General features: G+C 32.1%; 21 protein-coding genes. 3 read left to right on the forward strand and 18 right to left on the reverse strand.

From position 1 onward, the window contains the following. Nucleotides 1–82 precede the first annotated feature (82 nt). The 12 genes from rpsB to ylqF form a co-directional block, all read right to left on the reverse strand. Entirely contained in the window at nucleotides 83–859 is a 777-nt protein-coding gene (gene rpsB, locus PYW35_RS07990; RefSeq protein ID WP_016910758.1) for a 30S ribosomal protein S2, read from the reverse strand. A gap of 156 nt (nucleotides 860–1,015) precedes the next feature. After that, on the reverse strand, nucleotides 1,016–1,789 hold the full coding sequence (gene codY, locus PYW35_RS07995; RefSeq protein WP_016910757.1) for a GTP-sensing pleiotropic transcriptional regulator CodY: 774 nt from the start codon (nucleotides 1,787–1,789) through the stop codon (nucleotides 1,016–1,018). 18 nt (nucleotides 1,790–1,807) lie between these two features. Beyond that, nucleotides 1,808–3,190 carry an ATP-dependent protease ATPase subunit HslU gene (gene hslU, locus PYW35_RS08000; RefSeq protein WP_371868268.1) on the reverse strand — a complete coding sequence of 461 codons (1,383 nt, stop codon included), beginning with the start codon at nucleotides 3,188–3,190 and terminating at the stop codon, nucleotides 1,808–1,810. A gap of 36 nt (nucleotides 3,191–3,226) precedes the next feature. Next, entirely contained in the window at nucleotides 3,227–3,769 is a 543-nt protein-coding gene (gene hslV / locus PYW35_RS08005) for an ATP-dependent protease subunit HslV (protein WP_016910755.1), read from the reverse strand. A gap of 13 nt (nucleotides 3,770–3,782) precedes the next feature. Beyond that, a complete protein-coding gene (gene xerC / locus PYW35_RS08010) occupies nucleotides 3,783–4,664 on the reverse strand; it encodes a tyrosine recombinase XerC (RefSeq protein ID WP_103323028.1) in 882 nt (293 codons plus the stop codon). Nucleotides 4,665–4,726: 62 nt separating this feature from the next. After that, on the reverse strand, nucleotides 4,727–6,028 hold the full coding sequence (gene trmFO, locus PYW35_RS08015) for an FADH(2)-oxidizing methylenetetrahydrofolate--tRNA-(uracil(54)-C(5))-methyltransferase TrmFO (RefSeq protein WP_016910753.1): 1,302 nt from the start codon (nucleotides 6,026–6,028) through the stop codon (nucleotides 4,727–4,729). Nucleotides 6,029–6,213: 185 nt separating this feature from the next. Beyond that, a complete protein-coding gene (topA, locus tag PYW35_RS08020; protein WP_103323027.1) occupies nucleotides 6,214–8,286 on the reverse strand; it encodes a type I DNA topoisomerase in 2,073 nt (690 codons plus the stop codon). Nucleotides 8,287–8,382: 96 nt separating this feature from the next. Further along, entirely contained in the window at nucleotides 8,383–9,267 is an 885-nt protein-coding gene (gene dprA, locus PYW35_RS08025) for a DNA-processing protein DprA (RefSeq protein WP_103323026.1), read from the reverse strand. 504 nt (nucleotides 9,268–9,771) lie between these two features. After that, nucleotides 9,772–10,680 (reverse strand): succinate--CoA ligase subunit alpha, encoded by a 909-nt coding sequence (gene sucD, locus PYW35_RS08030; RefSeq protein WP_016910750.1) that lies wholly within the window; start codon nucleotides 10,678–10,680, stop codon nucleotides 9,772–9,774. A gap of 17 nt (nucleotides 10,681–10,697) precedes the next feature. Beyond that, nucleotides 10,698–11,864: an ADP-forming succinate--CoA ligase subunit beta gene (gene sucC, locus PYW35_RS08035; RefSeq protein WP_103323025.1), complete on the reverse strand. Its 1,167-nt coding sequence runs from the start codon at nucleotides 11,862–11,864 to the stop codon at nucleotides 10,698–10,700. Nucleotides 11,865–11,968: 104 nt separating this feature from the next. Beyond that, entirely contained in the window at nucleotides 11,969–12,745 is a 777-nt protein-coding gene (locus PYW35_RS08040) for a ribonuclease HII (protein ID WP_103323024.1), read from the reverse strand. Further along, nucleotides 12,726–13,610 carry a ribosome biogenesis GTPase YlqF gene (gene ylqF, locus PYW35_RS08045; protein ID WP_103323023.1) on the reverse strand — a complete coding sequence of 295 codons (885 nt, stop codon included), beginning with the start codon at nucleotides 13,608–13,610 and terminating at the stop codon, nucleotides 12,726–12,728. The genes PYW35_RS08040 and ylqF overlap by 20 nt, the downstream gene beginning before the upstream one ends. A gap of 72 nt (nucleotides 13,611–13,682) precedes the next feature. Here ylqF and PYW35_RS08050 point away from each other — a divergent pair, with 72 nt between their 5' ends. From PYW35_RS08050 to PYW35_RS08060, 3 genes are all read left to right on the forward strand, one after another. Then, on the forward strand, nucleotides 13,683–14,612 hold the full coding sequence (locus PYW35_RS08050) for a glycosyltransferase family 2 protein (protein ID WP_103322979.1): 930 nt from the start codon (nucleotides 13,683–13,685) through the stop codon (nucleotides 14,610–14,612). A gap of 25 nt (nucleotides 14,613–14,637) precedes the next feature. Next, nucleotides 14,638–17,247: a YfhO family protein gene (locus PYW35_RS08055; RefSeq protein ID WP_103322965.1), complete on the forward strand. Its 2,610-nt coding sequence runs from the start codon at nucleotides 14,638–14,640 to the stop codon at nucleotides 17,245–17,247. A gap of 186 nt (nucleotides 17,248–17,433) precedes the next feature. Continuing rightward, the gene (locus PYW35_RS08060; RefSeq protein ID WP_103322966.1) at nucleotides 17,434–19,995 is read left to right on the forward strand and encodes a YfhO family protein; all 2,562 of its coding nucleotides are present in this window, start codon (nucleotides 17,434–17,436) and stop codon (nucleotides 19,993–19,995) included. A 179-nt stretch (nucleotides 19,996–20,174) separates the two neighbouring features. Here the strand turns inward: PYW35_RS08060 and rplS are convergent, their stop codons facing one another. The 6 genes from rplS to ffh all read right to left on the reverse strand — a co-directional run bounded on the left by rplS (nucleotide 20,175) and on the right by ffh (nucleotide 23,995). Next, the gene (gene rplS / locus PYW35_RS08065; RefSeq protein ID WP_016910743.1) at nucleotides 20,175–20,525 is read right to left on the reverse strand and encodes a 50S ribosomal protein L19; all 351 of its coding nucleotides are present in this window, start codon (nucleotides 20,523–20,525) and stop codon (nucleotides 20,175–20,177) included. A 128-nt stretch (nucleotides 20,526–20,653) separates the two neighbouring features. After that, the gene (gene trmD, locus PYW35_RS08070; RefSeq protein ID WP_103322967.1) at nucleotides 20,654–21,376 is read right to left on the reverse strand and encodes a tRNA (guanosine(37)-N1)-methyltransferase TrmD; all 723 of its coding nucleotides are present in this window, start codon (nucleotides 21,374–21,376) and stop codon (nucleotides 20,654–20,656) included. Then, nucleotides 21,376–21,876, reverse strand: a complete 501-nt coding sequence (rimM, locus tag PYW35_RS08075) for a ribosome maturation factor RimM (RefSeq protein WP_103322968.1) — start codon at nucleotides 21,874–21,876, stop codon at nucleotides 21,376–21,378. The genes trmD and rimM overlap by 1 nt, the downstream gene beginning before the upstream one ends. A gap of 62 nt (nucleotides 21,877–21,938) precedes the next feature. Next, nucleotides 21,939–22,166, reverse strand: coding sequence for a KH domain-containing protein (locus PYW35_RS08080; protein WP_016910740.1), 228 nt, complete (start codon nucleotides 22,164–22,166; stop codon nucleotides 21,939–21,941). A 13-nt stretch (nucleotides 22,167–22,179) separates the two neighbouring features. Further along, nucleotides 22,180–22,455, reverse strand: coding sequence for a 30S ribosomal protein S16 (gene rpsP, locus PYW35_RS08085; RefSeq protein WP_016910739.1), 276 nt, complete (start codon nucleotides 22,453–22,455; stop codon nucleotides 22,180–22,182). 175 nt (nucleotides 22,456–22,630) lie between these two features. Continuing rightward, complete coding sequence (gene ffh / locus PYW35_RS08090; RefSeq protein ID WP_016910738.1) at nucleotides 22,631–23,995, reverse strand: signal recognition particle protein; 1,365 nt, start codon at nucleotides 23,993–23,995, stop codon at nucleotides 22,631–22,633. Nucleotide 23,996 lies beyond the last annotated feature (1 nt).

Below are 23,996 nucleotides of genomic sequence, written 5' to 3' on the forward strand. Positions count from 1 at the left end.
CATTTATATAAATAATAAGTTCTCAAAGTAAATCTTTCTAAAAAAAGGTGATAAGTTATAGAACCTTATCACCTTTTTGAAATTATGCTTCAGTAGTTTCAGTTGATTCTTCTTTAGGTGCTTGTTCTGTTTCTTTTAAGTCGATGTTTTGCTCTGCAGCTACATCTTCATTTGAAACGCCTTGTTGACCTTCTAAAATAGCGTCAGCCATTTTACCAGTTAACAATTTAACAGCACGAATAGCATCATCGTTTGCAGGGATAACATAATCGATTTCATCTGGATCACAGTTTGTATCAACAATACCAACGATTGGAATGTGTAATTTACGTGCTTCAGCAATCGCGTTACGCTCTTTACGAGGGTCAACTACGAATAATGCTTGAGGCATTGATTTCATATCACGAATACCGCCTAAGAATTTGATTAAACGGTTGTATTCTTTTTTAAGTTCTACAACTTCTTTTTTAGGTAACACATCAAATGTGCCGTCTTCTTCCATTTTTTCGATTTCAGAAATACGTTTTACACGTTTAGAAATTGTTTTGTAGTTAGTTAATGTACCACCTAACCATCTTTGGTTAATGTAGTAGTGTCCAGCACGTTCAGCCTCTTCTTTAACTGACTCTTGTGCTTGTTTTTTAGTACCTACGAATAATACTTTACCGCCTTCTTCAGAAACAGATTTAATAAAGTTGTATGCTTCGTCAACTTTCTTAACTGTTTTTTGTAAGTCGATAATATAGATACCGTTTCTTTCTGTGAAAATATATCTTTTCATTTTTGGGTTCCAACGGCGTGTTTGGTGACCGAAGTGAACACCTGCTTCAAGCAATTGTTTCATTGAGATAACTGCCATGATAATTCCTCCTAATTGGTTTTATTCCGCCATAAACACTCATTATAGAAACAACAAAGTATGTTGCACCACTCTATAATTTTAGTGAATATGTGTGAATTTGGCTTTTATAGCCGTTGTTTAATATAACACATCTTATAACGTTCATCAAGTATTTTATTTATTTAAACCTAATTCTTCTAGGAAACGTTCTTTTTTAATTCTAATGAATGTTCCTTTCATACCTAAAGAACGAGATTCGATAACGCCAGCACTTTCTAATTTTCTTAATGCATTTACAATTACAGATCTAGTAATACCAACTCTATCAGCAACTTTAGATGCTACTAATAAACCTTCTGATGCACCAAGTTCTTCGAAAATATGTTCGATCGCTTCTCTCTCTGAATAAGAAAGTGAGTTAATAGCCATTGTAATAGCCGCTTTATCTCTAGCTTCTTGTTCAATTTCATTATGTTTTTCTCTTAAAATTTCCATGCCAATTACAGTTGCTGCATATTCACCTAATACAAGATCATTATCATTGAAATCTTGAGTAACACGACCTACTACTAGCGTTCCTAAACGTTCACCGCCACCTAATATTGGGAAAATTGTCGTTCGGCTATCTACGAATAACTCTTTATTTTCTGGTGGAAATACAGTTAAAACATCCTCAATACTAATGTTAGATTGAGTTTGTTGAACATGCATTAATTGATCTGTATATTCTCTTGGAATATGTCTGTCTTCTAGCATTTTAATAATTCGGTCGTTACTCAATAATTCGTTTAAGCTTGAACCTAAAATTTTACCTCTTCTTGACACTATGAATACGTTCGTTACAGTTACATCACTGATTGTTTTCGCCATATCTTTAAAGTCTACAGCTATACCTTTATGTTTTTGTAGTAATGTATTTAATTCTCTCGTCTTTGTTAATAAACTCATTTAATTGTTCTCCTTTTTTTATAAAATAAATGCACTTAAATCTTTGTTTGTAGCAATTGATTCTAATTTTTGATTAACGTATTCTGGTGTAATATCCACTACTGCATTTGGCATATTTGAAGCTTCGAATGAAAGGTCTTCAAGCATTTTTTCTAGTATAGTATGCAGCCTTCTCGCACCAATATTGTCTGTTTCTTGATTCACTTGAAATGCGATTTCAGCTAATCTATTGATAGCTTCGTCAGTAAAGTTAATTGTGACCATTTCAGTTTCAAGAAGTGCTTTATATTGATCAAGAAGTGATTGTTTTGGTTCTTTTAATATTTTGACAAAATCCTCAGTTGTTAAACTATCTAATTCAACACGAATTGGGAACCTTCCTTGTAATTCAGGAATCAAGTCGCTTGGCTTAGACATATGGAATGCACCTGCACCGATAAATAAAATGTGCTCAGTGTTAATAGAACCATATTTAGTTTGAACAACACTACCTTCTACAATTGGAAGAATATCTCTTTGAACACCTTGACGTGAAACATCTTGTCCACTGTTACTATTACTAGCAGCTATTTTATCTATTTCATCGATAAATACCATACCCATTTGTTCTGTAAGTTGTATCGCTTCTTCGTTTACAGACTCTTGATCAATTAATTCATTTGCTATTTGATCCGTCAAAATTTTTCTTGCAGTTTTGACTGGAAGGCTTCGTTCTAGTTTTTTCTTCGGCATCATTTGACTCAACATATCTTGCATTTGAGGATTGTTTTCCATGCCCATCATACCTAATGATTGTTGCTCTTGTTCTACTTTAATTTTAACGATTTCTTCTTCTAGCTCACCATTCATTAATTGTTTCTTAATATCTTCACGTTTTGTTTTAATTTCTTCAGTCGGTGATTCTTCCACTTCATCCTGTTGGTTAAAGTTTGGAAATTGACCTCCAAATAAAGACTCTAATGGGTTATTCCCATTGCTTTGAGCTTTTTTCTTCATGCTTGGGACTAGCAATTTAACTAACTTTTCATTTGCTTTCTGACTCGCGTCATCATGCACAAATTTTTTCTTTTCTTCCTTTACGATTCGACGACCTACTTCAACTAAGTCACGAATCATACTTTCAACATCTCGACCTACATATCCAACTTCTGTGAATTTTGTCGCTTCTACTTTAACAAAAGGTGCACCTACTAATTTCGCCATTCTTCTAGCTATTTCAGTCTTACCAACACCTGTAGGTCCAATCATAAGAATATTTTTAGGAATAATTTCATTTCTAAGTTGATCATCTAATTGACTTCTTCTATATCGGTTTCTAAGTGCAATAGCTACTTTACGTTTAGCATCTTGCTGACCGATAATATGATCATTTAATCGATCAACAATGTCATGCGGTGTCATTTTTAATTGATTTTGTGACAACCTTGAACCCTCCATTTATATTTCTTCAACTTTTATTTCGTGATTTGTGAACACACAAATATCTGCAGCAGTATTCAATGAAGCTTCCGCTATCTCTTTAGCTGATAAATGTGGTGCATATGACTTAAGCGCTCTTCCAGCACTCAATGCATAATTACCACCAGAACCAATCGCAATTATACCATCGTCTGGTTCAATAACTTCACCTGTACCACTTATAACGAGTAAATCCGTTTCATTCATAACGATTAACATCGCTTCAAGTTGACGTAACATTTTATCTCCACGCCATTCTTGAGCAAGTTCTACGGCAGCTCTCGTCAAATTACCACTATATTCTTGTAATTTAACTTCGAATTTTTCAAATAATGTGAACGCGTCTGCAACGCTACCAGCAAAACCAGCTATAACTTTATCATGATAAAGTCTTCTCACTTTTCTAGCTGTTTGTTTCATGATGACTTGTTCACCTAGTGTAACTTGGCCATCACCCGCCATTGCAGAATGGCCATTATGTTTTATAGCAAATATTGTTGTTGCGTGTAATGATGAACTCATTATCAATTCTCCTTTACGCACGTGGATGTGCGGATAAATATACTTTTCTTAACTGATCTTTTGTTACGTGTGTATATTGACTTGTTGTTGATAAACTTTCATGTCCTAATAAACTTTGAACACTTCTCAAATCAGCACCTTGATTCAATAAATGAGTAGCAAATGTATGTCTCAATTTATGGGGATGAATATGATATACCCCTTGAGTTCTCTTTACTATTTCATTTAGTGCATAACGTACACCACGTTCTGTGATCGGTTGACCTCTCATATTTACAATTAAATAGTCATGGTCTATTTTCAATTGACTTCTGAAGCTTTCGATATAATCCGTTATAGCACTTTGGCAATATTCTCCAAAAGGAACAATCCTCTCTTTATTACCTTTACCTAAAACTTTAACAAATGAGTAAGTTAAATCAATATCATTCATTTTTATATGAACTAATTCTGAAACACGTATGCCTGTTGCATAAAGCAACTCCAAAATAACGCGATCTCGAATATTCGTTCGCTTACCATCGTCTAGCGTTTCAAATAATTTTTCCATCTCTTCTTCATAGAAAAAACTCGGTAAATGATGTTCTTTTTTAGGATGAACAAGTTGAATAAATGGATTTTGAATATCACCATCTATGCTCATCCAATATTGATATAAAGATCTTAATGTCGAAATTTTGCGTGATACACTTGTTCGCTTATGTCCTTTATCATACAAAAACGCAAGGTATCTTCTTGCATCTTTATATTCAAAGGATTCTAAAGTTAAATGTTCTGATTGTAAAAATGCATTAAATTCATTTAAATCAAGTTGATATGCATTTAATGTATGGGTGGAAAAATGTTTTTCATACGTTAACATATCAACAAATTGCTGCTCAACTGTATGTACCATTACTCATTCCTCCCAATTTATCTGAATTGTATCACAATTCTAATAAATCTTAAAATAATTTACTATAACATGACTTTAAATGAATTTAAGTGTTTAAGTGCACGATTTGCTAGTTTCTCAAATCGTTCTTTTTTATCTTTAATTCGTTTTTCTAATGTAGGTACTAATCCAAAGTTAGCATTCATTGGTTGGAAATTTTTATGATTGGCATGTGTTATATAATAAGCCATACTTCCAATAATCGTTTCTCTAGGGAATACGATAGGTTCTAAACCAGAAACTAATTTACTCGCATTTATACCAGCAATTAAACCACTAGCAGCACTTTCTACATAACCTTCAACACCTGTCATTTGGCCAGCAAAAAATAAATCATCTCTTGATTTTAATTGATACGTTTCTTTTAATGCACTTGGCGAATTGATAAATGTGTTTCTATGCATAACACCATAACGAACAATATCAACATTTTCTAGACCAGGGATAAGTGAAATCACTTCTTTTTGAGCACCCCATTTTAAATGCGTTTGAAATCCAACAATATTATATAAAGTGCCCGCCGCATCATCTTGTCGTAATTGAACAACTGCATATGGTCTTTCACCAGTTTTCGGATCTTCTAAACCTACAGGCTTCATTGGTCCGAATAATAACGTTTTCTTCCCTCTTTCAGCCATTACTTCAAATGGCATACACCCTTCAAAATAAATCTCTTTTTCGAATTCTTTTAAAGGCACAACTTCTGCTTTAATTAAAGCATCATAAAATGTATTGAATTCTTCTTCAGTCATAGGACAATTCAAATATGCTGCATCACCTTTATCATAACGCGATTTTAAATATACTTTATCCATATTTATGGATTCTTTTTCAATAATTGGTGCTGCTGCATCATAAAAGTATAATTGCTCTTCACCAGTTATATCCATTATTTGCTTAGTTAAACTTTCTGTTGTTAATGGACCAGTCGCTATAATTGTAGGTCCATCTGGTATTTCAGTAATTTCTTCATTTTTCACTGTTATATTTGGATGATTCTTTAAAGTGTCCGTAATATATCCCGCAAAATCATGTCTATCTACTGCAAGTGCGCCTCCCGCAGGAACACGAGCATTATCTGCAGCTCGAATAATGAGTGAATCAAGTTGTCTCATTTCTTCTTTTAAAACACCTACTGCATTTGTTAACTGATCTCCTCTTAAAGAATTCGAACATACGAGCTCAGCAAATTTATCTGTATGGTGTGCTGGCGTTTGCTTAACCGGTCTCATTTCATATAAATTAACATGTAATCCTCTCTTGGCTATTTGATACGCCGCTTCGGATCCTGCTAATCCAGCACCTATAACATTAATTGAAGTCATTTAATATGCCTCCTCAACTTTTCCAAATTTCACTCCACATTGAATTGTATAACAAATCTGAATTTAATCAAATGATAAAGTGATGTTAATTTTTAAAAATTAGTGACGTTTTACTTTTAAATCATGAAATCAAAAAACAAGTGCAAAAAGTTATCTACTAAAATAACTTTTTGCACTTTATATTTTTATTTTTGTTCTTGCTCTTTATAATCACAATTTGGACATATAACTTGAGCAGATTTTCCTTTTTTACGTTCAACTAGTACAGTCTCACATTTCGGACAAGAACGATCTAACGGTTTATCCCATGATGTGTAATCACATTCAGGATATTGTGAACAACCATAGAAAATTCTATTTTTCTTAGATTTACGTTCTACAACTTCGCCTTCTTTACATTTAGGACACTTAACCCCAATTGTTTTAATGATAGCTTTTGTATTTCTACAGTCAGGGAAGTTTGAACAAGCCATAAACTTACCATATCGGCCCATTTTATAAACCATTGGCGAACCACATAGTTCACAGTCTTCACCAGCTGGTTCATCTTTGATTTCAATTTTTTCCATTTCTTCTTCTGCTCTTGCAACATCGATTTTGAAATTCTCATAAAACATGTCTATTACTTTTTTCCACTCAATTTCACCATCAGCAACTCTATCTAACAGTGTTTCCATGTTAACTGTAAAATCAACATCTATAATTTCAGGGAAATATTCTTTAACAGCCTCATGTACGATTTCACCTAATTCAGTAGGTACAAATCTCTTTTGGTCCACTTTTACATAGTTTCTTTTTTGAATTGTATCGATTGTTGGTGCATAAGTTGATGGTCTACCAATTTTAAGTTCTTCTAAAGTCTTTACTAAACGCGCCTCAGTATATCGTGGAGGTGGTTGCGTATAATGTTGCTTTGGATCAATTTTTTCTGCAGTGACAATGTCACCTTCTTCTAAAGGAGGCAATTTACCTTCTTTTTCTTCATCTGTATCATCTTTAGCTTCAACATAAACTTTCATGAAACCTTTAAATTTGATTGTTTGACCATTTGCTCTAAATTTCAAATCACCTTGAGTGATATCAGCCGCAACTGTGTCTGCGATTGCTGGAGCCATTTGACTTGCCATGAAACGTTCCCAAATCAGTTTATATAAACGATATTGATCTCTAGATAAAAATGCTTTCATTTGATCCGGTGTACGATCAACGCTAGTTGGTCTAACGGCTTCATGGGCATCTTGTGCACCTTGTTTACCTTTTGCTTCTTTAGCTTTCGACAAATATTCTTTACCATATTGATTTTCAATAAACGTTGCTGCTTCAGCTTTAGCACTATCTGCAATACGAGTAGAGTCTGTTCTCATATAAGTAATTAAACCGACTGTACCTTGTCTTTTTAAATCAATACCTTCGTATAATTGTTGTGCAAGCATCATTGTTTTTCTCGCTTTAAAGTTCAACTTACGAGAAGCTTCTTGTTGTAATGAAGAAGTTGTAAATGATTTAGCCGGATGTCTAAGTTTTTCTTTTTTAGTAACTTGAGTAACCTCAAATTTGTCTCCGTCTAATTGTGTTGTTATTTTTTGCACATCATTCTCTGTTTTCAATTTAACTGGCTTGCTTTTTTCATGTAAAAACTTCGCATTGAACGATTTCGTTTTATGTTTAAACAAACCTTCAATTGTCCAGTATTCTTCTGGTTTAAAATCATTAATTTCATTTTCACGGTCTATAACTAACCTTAACGCTACTGATTGAACACGTCCTGCTGATAAGCCTTTTTTAACTTTTTTCCATAAAACAGGAGAAATGTTATATCCGACTAGTCTATCTAATATACGACGTGCCTGTTGAGCATCTACTAACTCATGTTCAATTTCTCTAGGATGCTTAAAACTATCTTTCACTGCATCTTTTGTAATTTCATTAAATACTACTCTTGTTTTTTTAGTTTTATCTATATCTAATATATGTGCTAAATGCCACGCAATTGCTTCGCCTTCGCGGTCCGGGTCACTTGCAAGATAAACGTTTGTTGCTTTTTTAGCATAACGTTTTAAATCTTTAACGACTGGTCCTTTTCCACGAATAGTTATATATCTAGGTTCATAATTATTTTCAACATCAACGCCCATTTGACTACGAGGTAAATCTCTTACATGCCCCATAGAAGCAACGACTTTATATTTTTTTCCTAAATATTTTTCAATGGTTTTAGCTTTTGCAGGCGATTCAACTATGACAAGATTTTCTGCCAAAGTAAGTCCCCCTTGCTTATTCTATTGATTACAAGTGTAAATGATAAACCGACAAATTCAGCTTTGTCAATTAAAACATTTTATAAAATTCTTTTTTCACATACTAACTGTATCATAATCCTCTATAATATCTTGCGCGTTTTGCACAAGCTTTGCACCTTCTTTAATTCTTTTATTTCCACCCTTACTTAACGTTTGAAAAATTGTCCCAGGACAACAATAAACATTTCGATTTTGTTCCAAAGCTAAATCAATTGTAATTAAAGAGCCACTACGTTCATCAGCTTCTGTAACAAGAACACCTTGAGATAATCCGCTAATAAGCCGATTTCTTTCAGGAAAATGCCACTTTTGTACTTTAGTAGTTGGATAATATTCTGATATGACAAGATGATTTTCCCTCATTAATTCATTGATATATCTCGTAGCTTTAGGGTAATGGTAATCTAGTCCAAAAGCAGCCACACCAATCGTTAAACCACCATGCTCTATCGTTTTTAAATGTGCGAAATAATCAGCGCCCATAGCCATACCTGAAACAACAACTATATTTTCATTTATAAGCTTTGGTATGATCGCATGACAAATTTGTTCAGAATACGTTGTAGCCTTCCTTGAACCGACTATAGCCAATTTTCTCTCATTATTCAATATTGACAAATCACCAATACCAAATAAAGCTAAAGGAAAATCATAAATTTCCTTTAAAAGCCTTGGATAAGCTTCATCATCGCTAAATAAAAGTTTTATATTTCTATGATGTAATGCTGCAAGAATTTTATCAATATCACTACATTCATATTTACTATACATTTCTACCATATTGTTATAATTAAATCCACTTTTATAGATAAACTCAAGAAATTCATTACGAGAATCGACAAAATGTAATGTTTGATCATACCTTAACATTTTATGCATGTGATTTGTCGTATAACCCGCATAGACTAGCCTTAATACAGTTTGTTGATAATGATTCATTAAAATACACTCCCTTATAGTGTAGATTTTCGGTGATAAATAAGCATGATAAATGACTTGTTGTAGATGTTATGAATATAAAGGGCAGTAACGAATGCTTTTAATTTTTCTGATGCGCAATAAACATAATTCGTACTAATTTCTTCATTATTATATTGTACTTTCTTCAAATAATATGACTGTTCTTTATATGTCATTTATACAAATTAATATCTTATTTGGATTGAATTGGGATTATTTTAGAAGTTTATGTGATTTTGATTTAAAAAGAGGTTTTAAAGGTGTTGAATTTGAGGTTCTTTTGGAAAAATTAAGAGTTGCAGTATATCTCCCACTCTTAATTGTAAATATTTTACAATTATTATAAAGCATAAATGTAATTTAGTCTATAAAAAACCACTAACAAATCATTATATTTGTTAGTGGTAAAAATAAAATTGAAACGACAAATAAGCACAGTGTCTTCAACTCGTAAAAACACTGTACTTATTCTTATAAATGATTTTATTTAATTGTTAAGCATTTTTCATATAAACCGTCTTCTTTTTTAATACGGTTAATTAATGTTTCAGCAATAACAGATGGTGTATCTGCTGTTTCTACGCCACAATCATTAAGTGTTTTAATTTTTTCAGATGCAGTACCTTTACCGCCTGAAATAATTGCACCAGCATGACCCATACGTTTTCCTGGAGGCGCTGTTTGACCACCAATGAAACCAATTACAGGTTTAGTCATATTAGCTTTGATCCATTCAGCAGCTTCTTCTTCTGCTGTACCACCAATTTCACCAATCATAACAACTGCATAAGTGTCTTCATCTTCATTGAATTCTTTTAATACATCAATAAAGTCAGTTCCGTTTACAGGGTCTCCGCCAATACCAACTGCTGTTGTTTGACCAATACCTGCTTGCGTTAATTGATGAACCGCTTCATAAGTCAATGTACCAGAACGTGAAACGACACCGACATGACCTTTTTTATGGATGTAACCAGGCATAATACCAATTTTACACTCATCAGCAGTTATAACACCTGGACAGTTTGGTCCTACTAAACGTGTCTTTTTGCCTTCTAAATATCTTTTAACTTTAATCATATCAATAACTGGAATATGTTCTGTAATACAAATTGCTAAATCTAATTCAGCATCTGCACATTCAACAATTGCATCTGCAGCAAATGGTGCTGGAACATAAATTACTGATACAGTTGCGCCAGTTTCAGCAACTGCTTCTTCTATTGTATTAAATACTGGTACGCCTTCTACTACTTGGCCACCTTTACCAGGTGTTACCCCAGCAACGATTTGAGTACCATATTCTAACATTTGTTTCGTATGGAAAAGTGCTGTTGCACCAGTAATACCTTGAACTAATACTTTTGTATTTTTATCGATGTATACACTCACGTAAGTCTCCGCCTTTCTTATCGTTCTTGAACTAATTTAACAATTTTTTGAGCACCATCAGCCATGATTGATGCTGGTTCGATTGCTAAACCAGATTCTTTTAAGATTTGTTTACCTTTTTCAACATTAGTACCTTCTAGTCTAACAACTAAAGGCATATCTAATGAAACTTCTTTAACAGCTGCTACAATACCTTCTGCAATAACATCACATTTCATGATTCCACCGAAGATGTTTACAAAAATACCTTCTACTTGTGAATCACCTAAAATGATTTTGAATGCTTCAGTAACTTTTTCTTTTGTAGCACCGCCCCCTACGTCAAGGAAGTTAGCCGGATTTCCGCCGAAGTGATTAATCGTATCCATCGTAGCCATAGCTAAACCAGCTCCGTTTACCATACAACCAATATTTCCATCTAAAGCGATATATGATAAGTCATATTTAGATGCTTCGATTTCTTTTTCGTCTTCTTCTTCTAAGTCACGCATTTCAACGATATCTTTATGTCTAAATAAAGCATTATCATCAAAGTTCACTTTTGCATCAAGCGCTAAAACTTCACCTGCACTCGTTGTAACAAGTGGGTTGATTTCAACAATTGAACAATCTTTTTCTACAAACACATTATATAAAGACATCATTAATTTAACAGCTTTATTTACTGATTCTTTAGGGATGTTAATATTAAATGCAATTCTTCTAGCTTGATAAGGCATTAATCCTGTTACAGGATCAATTACTTCTTTGAAGATTTTTTCTGGTGTTGCTGCTGCAACTTCTTCAATTTCAGTTCCGCCTTCTTCTGAAGCCATTAAAGTAATTCTGTCTGTTGCTCTATCAATTACAAACCCAATGTAATATTCTTTTTGAATATCGCATCCTTCTTCAATTAAAAGACGTTTAATTTCTTTACCTTCTGGACCAGTTTGGTGTGTAACAAGTACTTTGCCCAATAATTCTTTAGCGTACTCACGAACTTCATCAATTGATTTAGCAATTTTAACTCCGCCAGCTTTACCACGGCCACCAGCATGGATTTGTGCTTTAACTACATATACATTTGAATCTAATTCTTTTGCTTTTTCTACTGCTTCAGCAGGTGAAAAAGCCACTGAACCATTAGGTACAGCTACGCCCATAGAGCGAAAAATCTCTTTACCTTGATACTCATGGATATTCATTCTCCATCCTCCTATTACATACAATAATGTTTGCTTACTTCTTAATTATAGAAAATGAAAGCGTTATTGTAAACAAGTAGAGTGTAATTTCCAGAATTGTTAGACTAATATTTCACTTTTGATTTAATTGGCTCGAAAGATTTTCGATGGATTGGTGTAATTCCACAAGTTTCAATACCTTCAAGATGGGTTTTAGTACCATATCCTTTATTTTTGTCGAAATCGTATCCAGGATACTCTAAATTAAATTCAGTCATCAGTTTATCTCGATATTCTTTAGCAATAACACTTGCCGCTGCTATTGAAACACTGTTCAAATCACCTTTAATAATTGAAGTCTGCGGTATATCGTTTGCAAGTGTCATCGCATCGATTAATAAATGATCAGGTTTATAATTCAATTGATCTATCGCTCTTTGCATAGCCACTTTAGTCGCTTCATAAATATTTAATTCATCAATTTCTTCAACTGTTGCAATACCTATTCCTACAGACAATGCTTTATTATAAATTTCCTGTTCGAAAAACGAACGTTTACTTTGTGATAAAGCTTTAGAATCGGTAATGCCTAAATAATGATGGCCACGTTCCAATATTACGGCACTCGCTACAACTGGACCAGCTAACGGCCCTCTACCCACTTCATCTATTCCACAAATAAGTGCGTCTTGATTTTCGCTTAATATTCGATTCTCATATTGGTTCATTTTTTCGTATTTCAAATTCAGTTCTTCTATCTTTTCTAACTGTTTTATCCTTTTAATTAAAGCGTTTTGAACGCCTTTTCTTTCATCTTCGTTATGGATTGAGCCATTTATTGCATCAATGGTTGCATATTGTTGAATCTCAGATGTTATTTCTTTAATGCTCTTTTGTTTCATATAGGCCATCCTTCATTTCATCATAAACATCAAAACAATAATTACCTATTTTTGCATTTCTTAAATCTCTAATAATCAGTTCTGTTACAGCTTCATAATCGATTTCATTTCCTCGTTTCAACATACCTCTTCTTTTGCCAATTTGATCAAATAAATCGATAACTTCATCTTCTTCATTTAATTCTATTTGATAAAATTGTTTTAATTTTTCAGGATCATGATCTAAAAGGAAATTCAAGCCATATATTGCAACTTCATCTAAATGAACGATGCTATCTTTTATTGCTCCAGTTAAACTTAGTTTTTTACCGATCGCTTGATCTTCAAATTTCGGCCATAAAATACCTGGCGTATCTAACAGTTCTAACTCTTTACCAACTTTAATCCATTGTTGTTTTTTTGTTACACCTGGTGTATTTCCTGTTTTAGCAATCGCTTTTTTGGCTAATTTATTAATAAGGGTAGATTTTCCAACATTAGGAATACCTACTATCATAGCTCTAATAGCACGCGGACGTAGTCCTTTACTCTTTTCTCTATCAAATTTTTCTTTAGTTGCAGCTTGTGCCGCTTTCATAAGTTCGCCTAAATGTTTACCATGTTTTGAATCTATTTGTACTGGATAGAAACCTTGATTTCTAAAGTATTGCGTCCATTTATCTGTTTCACTTTGTTTCGACATATCTTTTTTATTTAGTATAACCACACGCGGTTTTTGTTTGATAATGTCATCAATCATTGGATTTCTAGAAGATAGAGGTAAACGAGCATCTACAAGCTCAAAAACTACATCTACCATTTTTAATTGTTCAGTTACTTCTCTTCTCGCTTTGGCCATATGACCAGGGAACCATTGAATTGTCATTTATATTTATCCTTTCTTATCTAAAACTTATGAAATATGATATATTTACCATATCTATATAGGAGGTTTGTTATGCTCATATCAATAATAGTTCCTCTTTATAATGAGGAAACTAACATCTCTATTTTACATGAAAAAGTATCGAACGTCTTTTTAAATTTATCACATCAATTTGAAATAATTTTTATTAACGATGGATCGACTGATCAATCACTTAATGTTTTAAAATCTTTATCAGAAAGAGATGAACATGTTAAATACATTTCCTTTTCTAATAACTTCGGCAAAGAGTCGGCCATGTATTGTGGTTTAGAACATTGTAATGGAGATGCTGTTATTATTATGGATTCAGATTTGCAGCATCCGCCTGAAATAATTCCTAAGATGATTCAACTACACGAAGATGGCTATAATCAAGTAGTCGCATTAAGAAATCGTCAGAATGAATCATTTATTAAAAAGATTCCTGCTAAAGTTTTTTATAAACTATCTCGATATATGATTGATGTAAAATTAAAAAGCGGTGAAGGAGACTTCCGATTAATTTCAAAAGAAGTCGTAAATTCCATTTTAAAAATGACAGAATATAACAGATTCTCTAAAGGGATTTTCGAATGGGTTGGTTTTAGTAAAACAACCATTACATTTGAACATCAAGAAAGAAATGATGGTCATTCAAAATTTTCTATTTTTAAATTAATTGATTATGCTATAGATGGCATCATTAGTTTTAATAATAAACCACTTCGATTATGCTTTTATTTTGGTGGGATTACGATGTTTGTATGCCTTTTATATATTTTTATAACATTTATTAATATCCTTCTACACGGCATAGCAGAACCTGGTTATTTTACGATTATTTCAGCTATTTTATTTTTAGGCGGACTACAGTTATTTAGTCTTGGTGTGATCGGTGAATATATCGGTCGCATATATTATGAAACGAAAGATAGACCGAAATATATTATTGAACAAACAAATTTAAAAGCGCATAAATAATTAAATATTGATATAGGTGAAATAGATGATAAACAAATTCAAACAATACTTACATAACAAACATGCAATCAAATATATTTTCCTATTCCTTATTTTAGCTATTTTAGGCCATAGCTACGTTCTTTATAGATATCTTAATGATGGCATTATTTTCACTGGCCCTAATGATGGTATTGAACAAATGCTACCTATACAAATGTATTTATACGAACATTGGACAAGTGGTTCATTTTTCTATTCAACTGATTTAGGTCTCGGTGGAGATATGTTTATGGATTTTTCATATTACTTCTCAACCAATATTTTATTTATTATGAACGTTATTTTAATTTGGATAGGGTCATTTATTTTTAATTTTAATACTGAGCATATGCTTTTTTGGGCTCAAAATGCAATTTTTATATCCATAGTAAAATCGTTTTTAATTATGATGTTTACATTTCTATTATTTAAAAAATTAGGATTAAATCAATTATCTTCAATTGTTGCAGCATTTTTATTTGCGGTTTCACCTATTTATTTCAGATTTACAGTATACTGGCCTTTTTTTAGTGATGTATTTATGCTTTTACCTCTTTTGCTGTTAAGTATTGAAAGGTTTTTAAAAGATAAAAAAATAGGCCTACTCATTATAATCGTCGCCATAACGTTCATTAATAATTTCTACTTTGCATACTATCAGTTATTAACAGGTCTCATTTACTTTCTATATCGATTTATATTTACGCACAAAGATGATATTATCCCAAGAATGCAACAGTTAAAGGTTCTTGTAACTGCTAGTATACTTGGTTTAGGCAGTAGTTTATTTATATTTTTCCATTCTGCGCGTAGTTTTATTGGCAATAATAGAGAAATTTATCAAGGTAAAATTCCTTTACTGTCAGACTTTACGAAACATGATAATATTTTTTACGATAATTATTTAATCGTTGTGTTATTCATTACGATTCAAGCATTGCTTACATATAAATTATATAAACATTATTATTATAGGTTATTCAGCATATTGACGTTCGTATTAATTATTTCAAGCTTTATTCCTTATGTTGATAGTATATTTAATGGGTTTTCTGCACCTCAAAAGAGATGGCATTACTTATTGACCTTTTTCTCAAGTGGTTTAATCGCTTGTTATGTTTATTATTTTAAATCTATACCTGTTAAACAATACATCCTAACTTCATTACCTGCTTTTATCGTGATATTTACAAGTTATTTCATAACTAACGATTACGTGATATGGATTTGGATGGTTCCCCTTTTATTTGTAATGGGTCTGCTCGTTTTAACTTTAAAAGTCAAACGTTCAAAACTGCTCATTGCATCGTATGCTTTAATGATTTTATTTTTATCATTTCTTGTATCAAAAGAACATAGTAAAAACCAAATTTATCACGATGATCATGAACGTAGAGCAAACGACTTTTATATGCAGGCAAGTACTTTTGATAGCGGGCTTCAACGTAATCATGTATCCACTTTAAAAAATCAAACTGATGCTGACGAAAGAATTGCTTGGAGAGTGTTAACACAAGATAATACACCAATGTATCAACATTTTAAAGGCATGAGTTTATATTCCAGTATTTTTGATGGTCAATTAAATCAATATTTGTTTAAAGACGCTAAAGTCAATTTACAAAACGAGTCTTTAAGTAGATACAGCAATTTTCAAGGCAGATCGAACTTATACAGTTTATGGTCTACAAAATACATGATGAAAAAGAGTTATCAAAAAGAATCTCCGGCAAACTTCAAAATAAAAAGTGATGATGGTAAATATCAAATTTTAGAAAATGAACAAATGTTACCTGCTGTCAAAGTGACAGATCAATATTATGATGAACGCACCATCAACAATCCTTTAGATTTGGAACATGCAATGATTAAAGGCGTTGTATCTTCTGATCATTCAAAAGAATATTCGCGTATAAATAAGTCACCGAATTTATTAAACGAAACAACTATTACAGCACGGAACGCAAATTATCATAACGATACATTATCGGTGCCTAACAACGGTGATGGTATCACAATAACTTTACCTAAAGAAATGACAAGCAAGTACGAGGACATGTATTTAATGATGCATTTAGAACGCGCATTACCTCAATCTAACTTTACGGTTCAAATAAATGACTATGATAATCATCGCTTGTTTGAAGATTCTAAATATCGAATGAATCAAGACGATTTACTTTATCGTATACCTGTACCGAAAGACGGCAAAATATTTATCGCATTGACAAATGGTAAATACAAATTAAAATTACAAGGTTTGTACGGAGAAAATTATGATACTTTGAAACAAGCTGATAAACAAAAAGATTACACATATCAAGAAAAGAATGGCAAAATTGATATACATTTAAAAGCTCATAAAGCAGGAACTGCTGTAATCAATATGCCTTATAGAGATGGTTTAAAAGCCAAAGTTGATGGCAAAAAAACGTCTGTTAACAAAGTCAATCATATTATGACTGGTATTGATGTAGATAAGCAAGATAAACATATAGAAATAACTTATAAACCACCCTATTTTGTAACGATGATCATCGTCTCAATTCTATTTATAAGTTTAAGCATTTTAATCACAAGAAAAATCAATAACAATCCATCTCATCTTGACTAAAATCAGAAATATAAAATCATCCAATCCGAAAATGATTCCAACGGATTGGATGATTTATTTTAAGTTGGGATTTATATACTAAACTCTTATTAATATACGCCTTATAAATGAATGTTAAAGTTTAACAATTTATGAGTTTGGGAATAAGTAAGTGTTTACATAACATACAAATACGAGGTATCGAATATGGCAAAGCAATTTAAACACATTTTTTATTTATTACTTCTATCGATAATCCTGTCAGTTTTATATTACATACCAACTATATATAGATTTATAAAATTTGGTGATTTATATACGAGTGTTGGAGATGGATTAAAACAAATGATCCCTTTTCAAATGTACCTTGTCCAACATGCTAAACAATTTACGATGTTTTATGATATAGGATTTGGACTTGGTGGTGATTATTTTTCTAACTTAAGCTATTATTATTCAACTTCTCCATTTGCATGGATTAGCATTTGTTTTGTCTTAATCTATCAGTTTTTTGCTGGTTCTGATCAATTGTTTAATATAGTAGTCGCTAACCAAATTGTAATCGCTATATTTAAATGTACATGCATCTTAATTGTGACTTATTTTTTATTTTTAAAATACAACATCAATAAATCGTACGCATTTATCGGAAGCATGCTCTATGCTTGCTCAACGGTTTATTATTACTTCACGTTTACTTGGTCCTTTTTCAGTGATGTCATGTTCTATTTACCACTTGCTTTATTAGGTATAGAACGTCTCTTTACTCAGAAGAAAATAACTGTGCTCATACTCGCAATTGCGATTACGATTACGTCTAATTTTTATTTTACATATTATGAATTTATTATTTTAGCTTGCTATGCTATTTATAGAATGATTTTTAACTATAAAGATGACTTGTTATCAATTAAACAAAAATTCTTTTATTTAATCGTTTGTATTTTTATTGGATTTTTAATTGGAAATTTTGGTTTCGTTCAAGGCGTCATGTCTTATATCGATAACGATAGAAGCTTGATTAATAATCACATTGATTCAGTTATCCCATTTAAAAAACAATATAACATGTTGTATGGCGGGTTTTATATTACGATATCATTCTTATCCGTAGTTGCTTTATTTTTAAAACCATTATATACAAAGTATTACTTTAAATTATTTGCTACATTCACAATTCTATCTTTAATTGGATCTTTATCACCTTATATGGACTCATTTTTTAATGGTTTTTCAATGCCTGAAAGAAGATGGGTATATGCATTGGCATTAATAACTGCTGGCCTTACAGTGATGCTTATACAGCATATTCATATGGTCACAGTAAAACAGTTTATTATGGCATCGATATTACCGATATTATTTATAGCTATTTCAGCAATTTGGCAGCAATCTTTTTATAGTTGGGTGATTTTCATACCAATATTGTTTATTTTATTATTGTTTAAAATAAGATACCCAATTAAGCATTTGAATATCGCTATCTGTTGTGTCCTTATTGCTTATCAGTTTACGCTTATACAAAATTACCAAGATAAAGTGCTTAAAAAGTATACACCGAATATTAATACAGTTAAAAAATCCAATATTTATTCACAAAAATTAGCTTCGGAAATTGAAAATTTAAAAGAAAATCAAGTTGATGATTTACGCAGAATTGATATGTTAAGACCTATCTCTATTAATTCACCAATGTATTATCATTTTAATGGAACGAAGCTTTATAGCAGTATTTACAGTGCAGAAATATTGAAATTTTATGAAAAAGATTTACTTATTAGCATGCCAAGAAATAGCAATAGTTATTATGCGAGCTTATCGGAAAGAGCTAACTTAAACAGTTTATTTAATGTAGACTATACTATAAAATCTAAAGATGACTTACACTATCCAGCCCTTTCAAAAAGGATAGATTCTTTTAAAGATCAAGGCGAGTATTTCCATGTATACGAAAATACAGAGAAATTACCTAGTGCTAGAGTCGTCAAAAATACTTATCACAATACACAATTAAACTCACCAATAGAAAAAGAACATGCCATGTTAAATGGCGTTATTACAAATGATCAAAAATCAAATCAGCAAGTGAAACCAGCTAAAGACCTACTCAAGTCTGCTCATATTTCATACAATGATGCATCTTACAACGGCAAACAATTAACTGTTACTAAAAATGGCGGTGGCTTAACAATCGATTTACCGAACAATACAGCTGACAAATATCAAACACTATATTTAATGATGGATGCTAAAATCATTAAGCCTAAAGATATGAATTACTATATTTCAACAAATGAAAATAAAATTTTTAGATACAGATTGAATTATCCTTATATAAGACCTCATCACACTACAACAGCTAATATAAAATCTGCAAACACAGTACATGTAAAGTTGAAAAAAGGATCGTATCGTTTTAATTTAAAACATATATATGGTGAAGACTATCAACCGCTGAAAAATGCAGTTAAGAGCGCTCAGTCACAAAATATTAAATTTCATAACAAACGCACACATTACGAAATAGATTTAAATAAGAATCCATCTGGAAATCTTGTGTTACCCATCATTTATAAAAAAGGGTTAAAAGCATCAATCGATGGTAAAGAAGTGGATATAAATAAAGTGAATTATATCATGTCTAGTATCAAAGTCGATAAACATGATAAAAAAGTAACTATAACTTATGAATCCCCATTCTTTAAAATCAGTATTTTAGGAATGATTATAGGACTCGTGTTACTTATATGGCTTAGAAAAAAATTATAAAACTTAGTATTTTATAATTTCATGCCTTTTCTCAAAATAAATCACCCAATCCGTTGGATTCATTTTCGGATTGGGTGATTTTTATATTTTTAATTTTGTACAAAAAAGAGCAGAAATTCAATTTTAACAATGAATTTCTACTCTTTTTAAGTTCAAAGGTCAATGACCTAAGTCTTATTTTATCTAATTTCTTTAATACGAGCAGCTTTACCACGTAAATTACGTAAGTAGTAAAGTTTCGCACGACGTACTTTACCGCGACGTTTAACTTCGATTTTCTCGATTTTTGGAGTGTGTACAGGGAATGTACGTTCAACACCAACACCGTAAGAAATTTTACGAACTGTAAACGTTTCAGAAATACCGCCACCATTACGTTTAATAACTACACCTTCGAATAACTGGATACGTTCGCGTGTTCCTTCAACGATACGCACGTGTACTACTAATGTGTCACCAGAACGGAAATTTGGAATGTCCGTACGTAATTGGTCTTTAGTTACTGCTTCGATTAACTTATGATTACTCATTATTTTCTCTCCTTCTGACTATGTTCTTGCCCAATTTATATAAAATAATTTAATGCTAGCAGCGGACCATAGTAATTTCGTGTTCACACACTTATAATAATATATCACATTGTGTAAATTGATTCAATCTATTTTTTATTGTCATTTAAGAATTTTTTATCTTTTTCAGATAGAGGATATTGATCTAATAGATCAGGTCTTCTCGACTGTGTTCTCAATAAGGATTGTTGATGTCTCCACTTATCAATGTTTGCATGATTACCTGATAATAATACATCTGGTACTTTTAATCCTTCATAATCAGCAGGACGTGTATATTGTGGATGTTCTAATAAACCAGATGAGAATGAATCGTCTTCATGAGAAACTTGATTACCAAGCACGCCAGGAATAAGTCTCACAATGGCGTCTGTCATGGTCATACTGGCCAGTTCGCCACCAGTCAATACATAATCACCTATTGATATTTCATCAGTTACACAATGTTCTCTGATGCGCTCATCATAACCTTCATAATGACCACAAATAAAAATGATATGTTCACTTTCTGATAAAGATTCAGCTTTTTGCTGTGTAAATGGCTCACCTTGAGGACACATTAAAATAACACGCGTCTTTTCAGTCTTATCTAATGCTTTGAGCGCGTTAAATATTGGCTCAGGTTTGAGTACCATACCTTGTCCACCACCATAAGGGTAGTCATCAACTTGTGAATGTTTATTATTTGCATAATCCCTAAAATTCACTGTATTAAATTGAACAAGTTCTTTATCTTGTGCTCTTTTCATTATGGAATGATTTAACACACCTTCGTACATCTCTGGAAACAATGTTAAGTAATCAATTTTCATTAGTCTAATAAACCTTCCATAGGTTCAATCTTAATTGTTTTATGATCAACGTCAACTTGTTTAACAACATCTTCTATATAAGGTATTAAATATTCTTTATCACCTTTAACGACCCATACATCGTTTGCACCTGTTTCCATAATATCAACTACTCTTCCTAGAGCGTCTTCTTGAACAAATACAGTACAACCTATAATATCTGCATAATAAAATTCATTTTCTTCAAGTTCAATCGATTCATTTTCTTCATCTTGAAAAATCTTGCAACCTTTTAAATATTCAATATCATTGATGTTATGAATACCTTCGAAAGTTAGCAAATGAAATTTTTTGTGTATTCTATGTGATGCAATTGTAAAAGGTATTTCTTCATTTTTATGCTTCACTTTAATAAGTTGACCTTTTTGAAATCGTTCGTCAGTAAAATCTGAATCAGTAAGTACTTTAACTTCACCTTTAATACCATGTGTATTGACAATTTTGCCTATTTCAACATTCATTGAGCCAAGCCTCCTCAATTGTTTCTTTATTAACAATAAAAAAGAGCACCGCATAGGCACTCTTAATTAACTTCTACAAACACTTTCTTGCCATACTCGTTCATTGAACCAGACACAATTGTACGAATGGCTTTAATCATTCTGCCCTTCTTACCAATAATTCTGCCAATGTCTTCTTCATGAACGTCTATATTGAACGTAATGCTAGAATCTTGTTCATCTTTAGATATATTGATGTTCTCCGGATAATCTACGAGCGGTACTATAATTGTTTGTATTAATTTTTCCAATATAATCTACGCTTTACTTAGAAAGTTTAGAATTATGGAATTTCTCCATGATACCTTGAGTTGATAAGATATCACGAACTGTATCAGTAGGTTTTGCTCCATCAGCTAACCATTTTAAAGCTAATTCTTCATCAACTTTAATTTCTGCTTCAGGTTTAGCAACTGGATTGTAAGTACCGATTGGCTCGATAATACGACCATCACGTGGAGAACGTGCATCTGCTACTACTATACGATAAAATGGGTTTCTTTTTGAACCCTTACGTGTTAAACGAATTTTAACTGCCATTTTCAAAAAACTCCTTACTCATTTATAATTTCTTTTCTACAAGTAAATACTATAACAGGATATAAATTGTTTGTAAAGTGTTTTCTCTTTACCAATTTAAATTTCATTTAAAAAAGAAGAACGATGGCGATTATAAAACACGTTTATATCGCACATCGTTCACTGTAATCCTTTGTTAAAATGGTAAATTCATACCTTGGAATGGATTACTACCTTTTTTGCCTTTTTTACCTTTTTTATTGCTACCTGTAAATTGTTTCATCATTTTTTTCATATCGCCAAATTGTTTAATCAATCTATTGACTTCTTGTAATGTTCTACCAGAACCTTTTGCAATACGACGTTTTCTAGATACGTTTAAAATTTCTGGATTATTTCTTTCTTCTAAAGTCATAGAACGAATAATCGCTTGAACATTGTCAATTTGTTTAGGGTCCATGTTAGCATTTTTCATGCCTTTCATCTTGTTAGCCCCAGGAATCATATTCATAAGATCATCTATTGAACCGAGTCCCTTTACTTGTTCCAATTGTTCTAGGAAATCATCAAAAGTAAATGAAGAAGTTCTCATTTTCTTTTCTAATTCTTTAGCTTTCGTTTCATCTACGCCTTGTTGCGCTTTTTCAATTAAACTTAAAACGTCACCCATACCTAAAATTCTTGATGCCATACGTTCTGGGTGGAATATTTCAAGGCCATCTAGTTTCTCACTCATACCTATAAACTTAATTGGCTTGTTCGTTACAGAACGAATTGAAAGTGCAGCACCACCACGAGTATCGCCATCTAATTTAGTAAGCGTAACACCAGACACATCTAATGTGTTATCAAATGATTCAGCTACATTTACTGCATCTTGACCAGTCATTGAGTCAACAACCAACATAATTTCGTCAGGATTAGATACTTCTTTAACATCTACAAGTTCATTCATAAGTGTTTCATCAATATGCAGACGACCTGCTGTATCAATGATTACGAAATCTAAATGCTCTTCTTTAGCATACTTCAAAGCATTCTCGGTGATTTCTTTAGGACTCACTTGATCACCTTCTGTATAGACAGGTACATCAATTTGTTTACCAACTGTTTGTAATTGTTCAATAGCTGCTGGTCTATAAACATCACATGCTACAAGTAATGGCTTTTTGTTATATTGCTTTCTCATTAACAATGCAAGTTTACCTGCAGTAGTTGTTTTACCTGCACCTTGTAAACCTACCATCATGACTACTGTTGGTGGCTTACTGCTCATATTAATTTTACTGTTTTCTCCACCCATCAACGACGTTAATTCGTCCTGAACAATTTTGATAACTTGTTGACCTGGTGTTAAAGATTGCATGACATCTGCACCTAATGCACGTTCAGATACTGTGTTAACGAAAGTTTTAACGACTTTAAAGTTAACATCTGCCTCTAACAATGCTAATCGCACTTCGCGCATCATAGCTTTAATATCTTGTTCTGTAACTTTACCTTTACCTTTGATGCGTTGCATCGTGGCTTGAAGTCTTTCGGACAACCCTTCAAATGCCATA

This window comes from Mammaliicoccus vitulinus (assembly GCF_029024305.1).
GTDB lineage: Bacteria > Bacillota > Bacilli > Staphylococcales > Staphylococcaceae > Mammaliicoccus > Mammaliicoccus vitulinus.

Excerpts from the sequence above, each read along its gene's own strand:
- rpsB (WP_016910758.1), bottom strand. The coding sequence starts at position 859 with ATGGCAGTTATCTCAATGAAACAATTGCTTGAAGCAGGTGTTCACTTC.
- codY (WP_016910757.1), bottom strand. The coding sequence starts at position 1,789 with ATGAGTTTATTAACAAAGACGAGAGAATTAAATACATTACTACAAAAA.
- hslU (WP_371868268.1), bottom strand. The coding sequence starts at position 3,190 with ATGACACCGCATGACATTGTTGATCGATTAAATGATCATATTATCGGT.
- hslV (WP_016910755.1), bottom strand. The coding sequence starts at position 3,769 with ATGAGTTCATCATTACACGCAACAACAATATTTGCTATAAAACATAAT.
- xerC (WP_103323028.1), bottom strand. The coding sequence starts at position 4,664 with ATGGTACATACAGTTGAGCAGCAATTTGTTGATATGTTAACGTATGAA.
- trmFO (WP_016910753.1), bottom strand. The coding sequence starts at position 6,028 with ATGACTTCAATTAATGTTATAGGTGCTGGATTAGCAGGATCCGAAGCG.
- dprA (WP_103323026.1), bottom strand. The coding sequence starts at position 9,267 with ATGAATCATTATCAACAAACTGTATTAAGGCTAGTCTATGCGGGTTAT.
- sucC (WP_103323025.1), bottom strand. The coding sequence starts at position 11,864 with ATGAATATCCATGAGTATCAAGGTAAAGAGATTTTTCGCTCTATGGGC.
- PYW35_RS08040 (WP_103323024.1), bottom strand. The coding sequence starts at position 12,745 with ATGAAACAAAAGAGCATTAAAGAAATAACATCTGAGATTCAACAATAT.
- ylqF (WP_103323023.1), bottom strand. The coding sequence starts at position 13,610 with ATGACAATTCAATGGTTCCCTGGTCATATGGCCAAAGCGAGAAGAGAA.
- PYW35_RS08050 (WP_103322979.1), top strand. The coding sequence starts at position 13,683 with ATGCTCATATCAATAATAGTTCCTCTTTATAATGAGGAAACTAACATC.
- PYW35_RS08055 (WP_103322965.1), top strand. The coding sequence starts at position 14,638 with ATGATAAACAAATTCAAACAATACTTACATAACAAACATGCAATCAAA.
- PYW35_RS08060 (WP_103322966.1), top strand. The coding sequence starts at position 17,434 with ATGGCAAAGCAATTTAAACACATTTTTTATTTATTACTTCTATCGATA.
- rplS (WP_016910743.1), bottom strand. The coding sequence starts at position 20,525 with ATGAGTAATCATAAGTTAATCGAAGCAGTAACTAAAGACCAATTACGT.
- trmD (WP_103322967.1), bottom strand. The coding sequence starts at position 21,376 with ATGAAAATTGATTACTTAACATTGTTTCCAGAGATGTACGAAGGTGTG.
- rimM (WP_103322968.1), bottom strand. The coding sequence starts at position 21,876 with ATGAATGTTGAAATAGGCAAAATTGTCAATACACATGGTATTAAAGGT.
- rpsP (WP_016910739.1), bottom strand. The coding sequence starts at position 22,455 with ATGGCAGTTAAAATTCGTTTAACACGTAAGGGTTCAAAAAGAAACCCA.
- ffh (WP_016910738.1), bottom strand. The coding sequence starts at position 23,995 with ATGGCATTTGAAGGGTTGTCCGAAAGACTTCAAGCCACGATGCAACGC.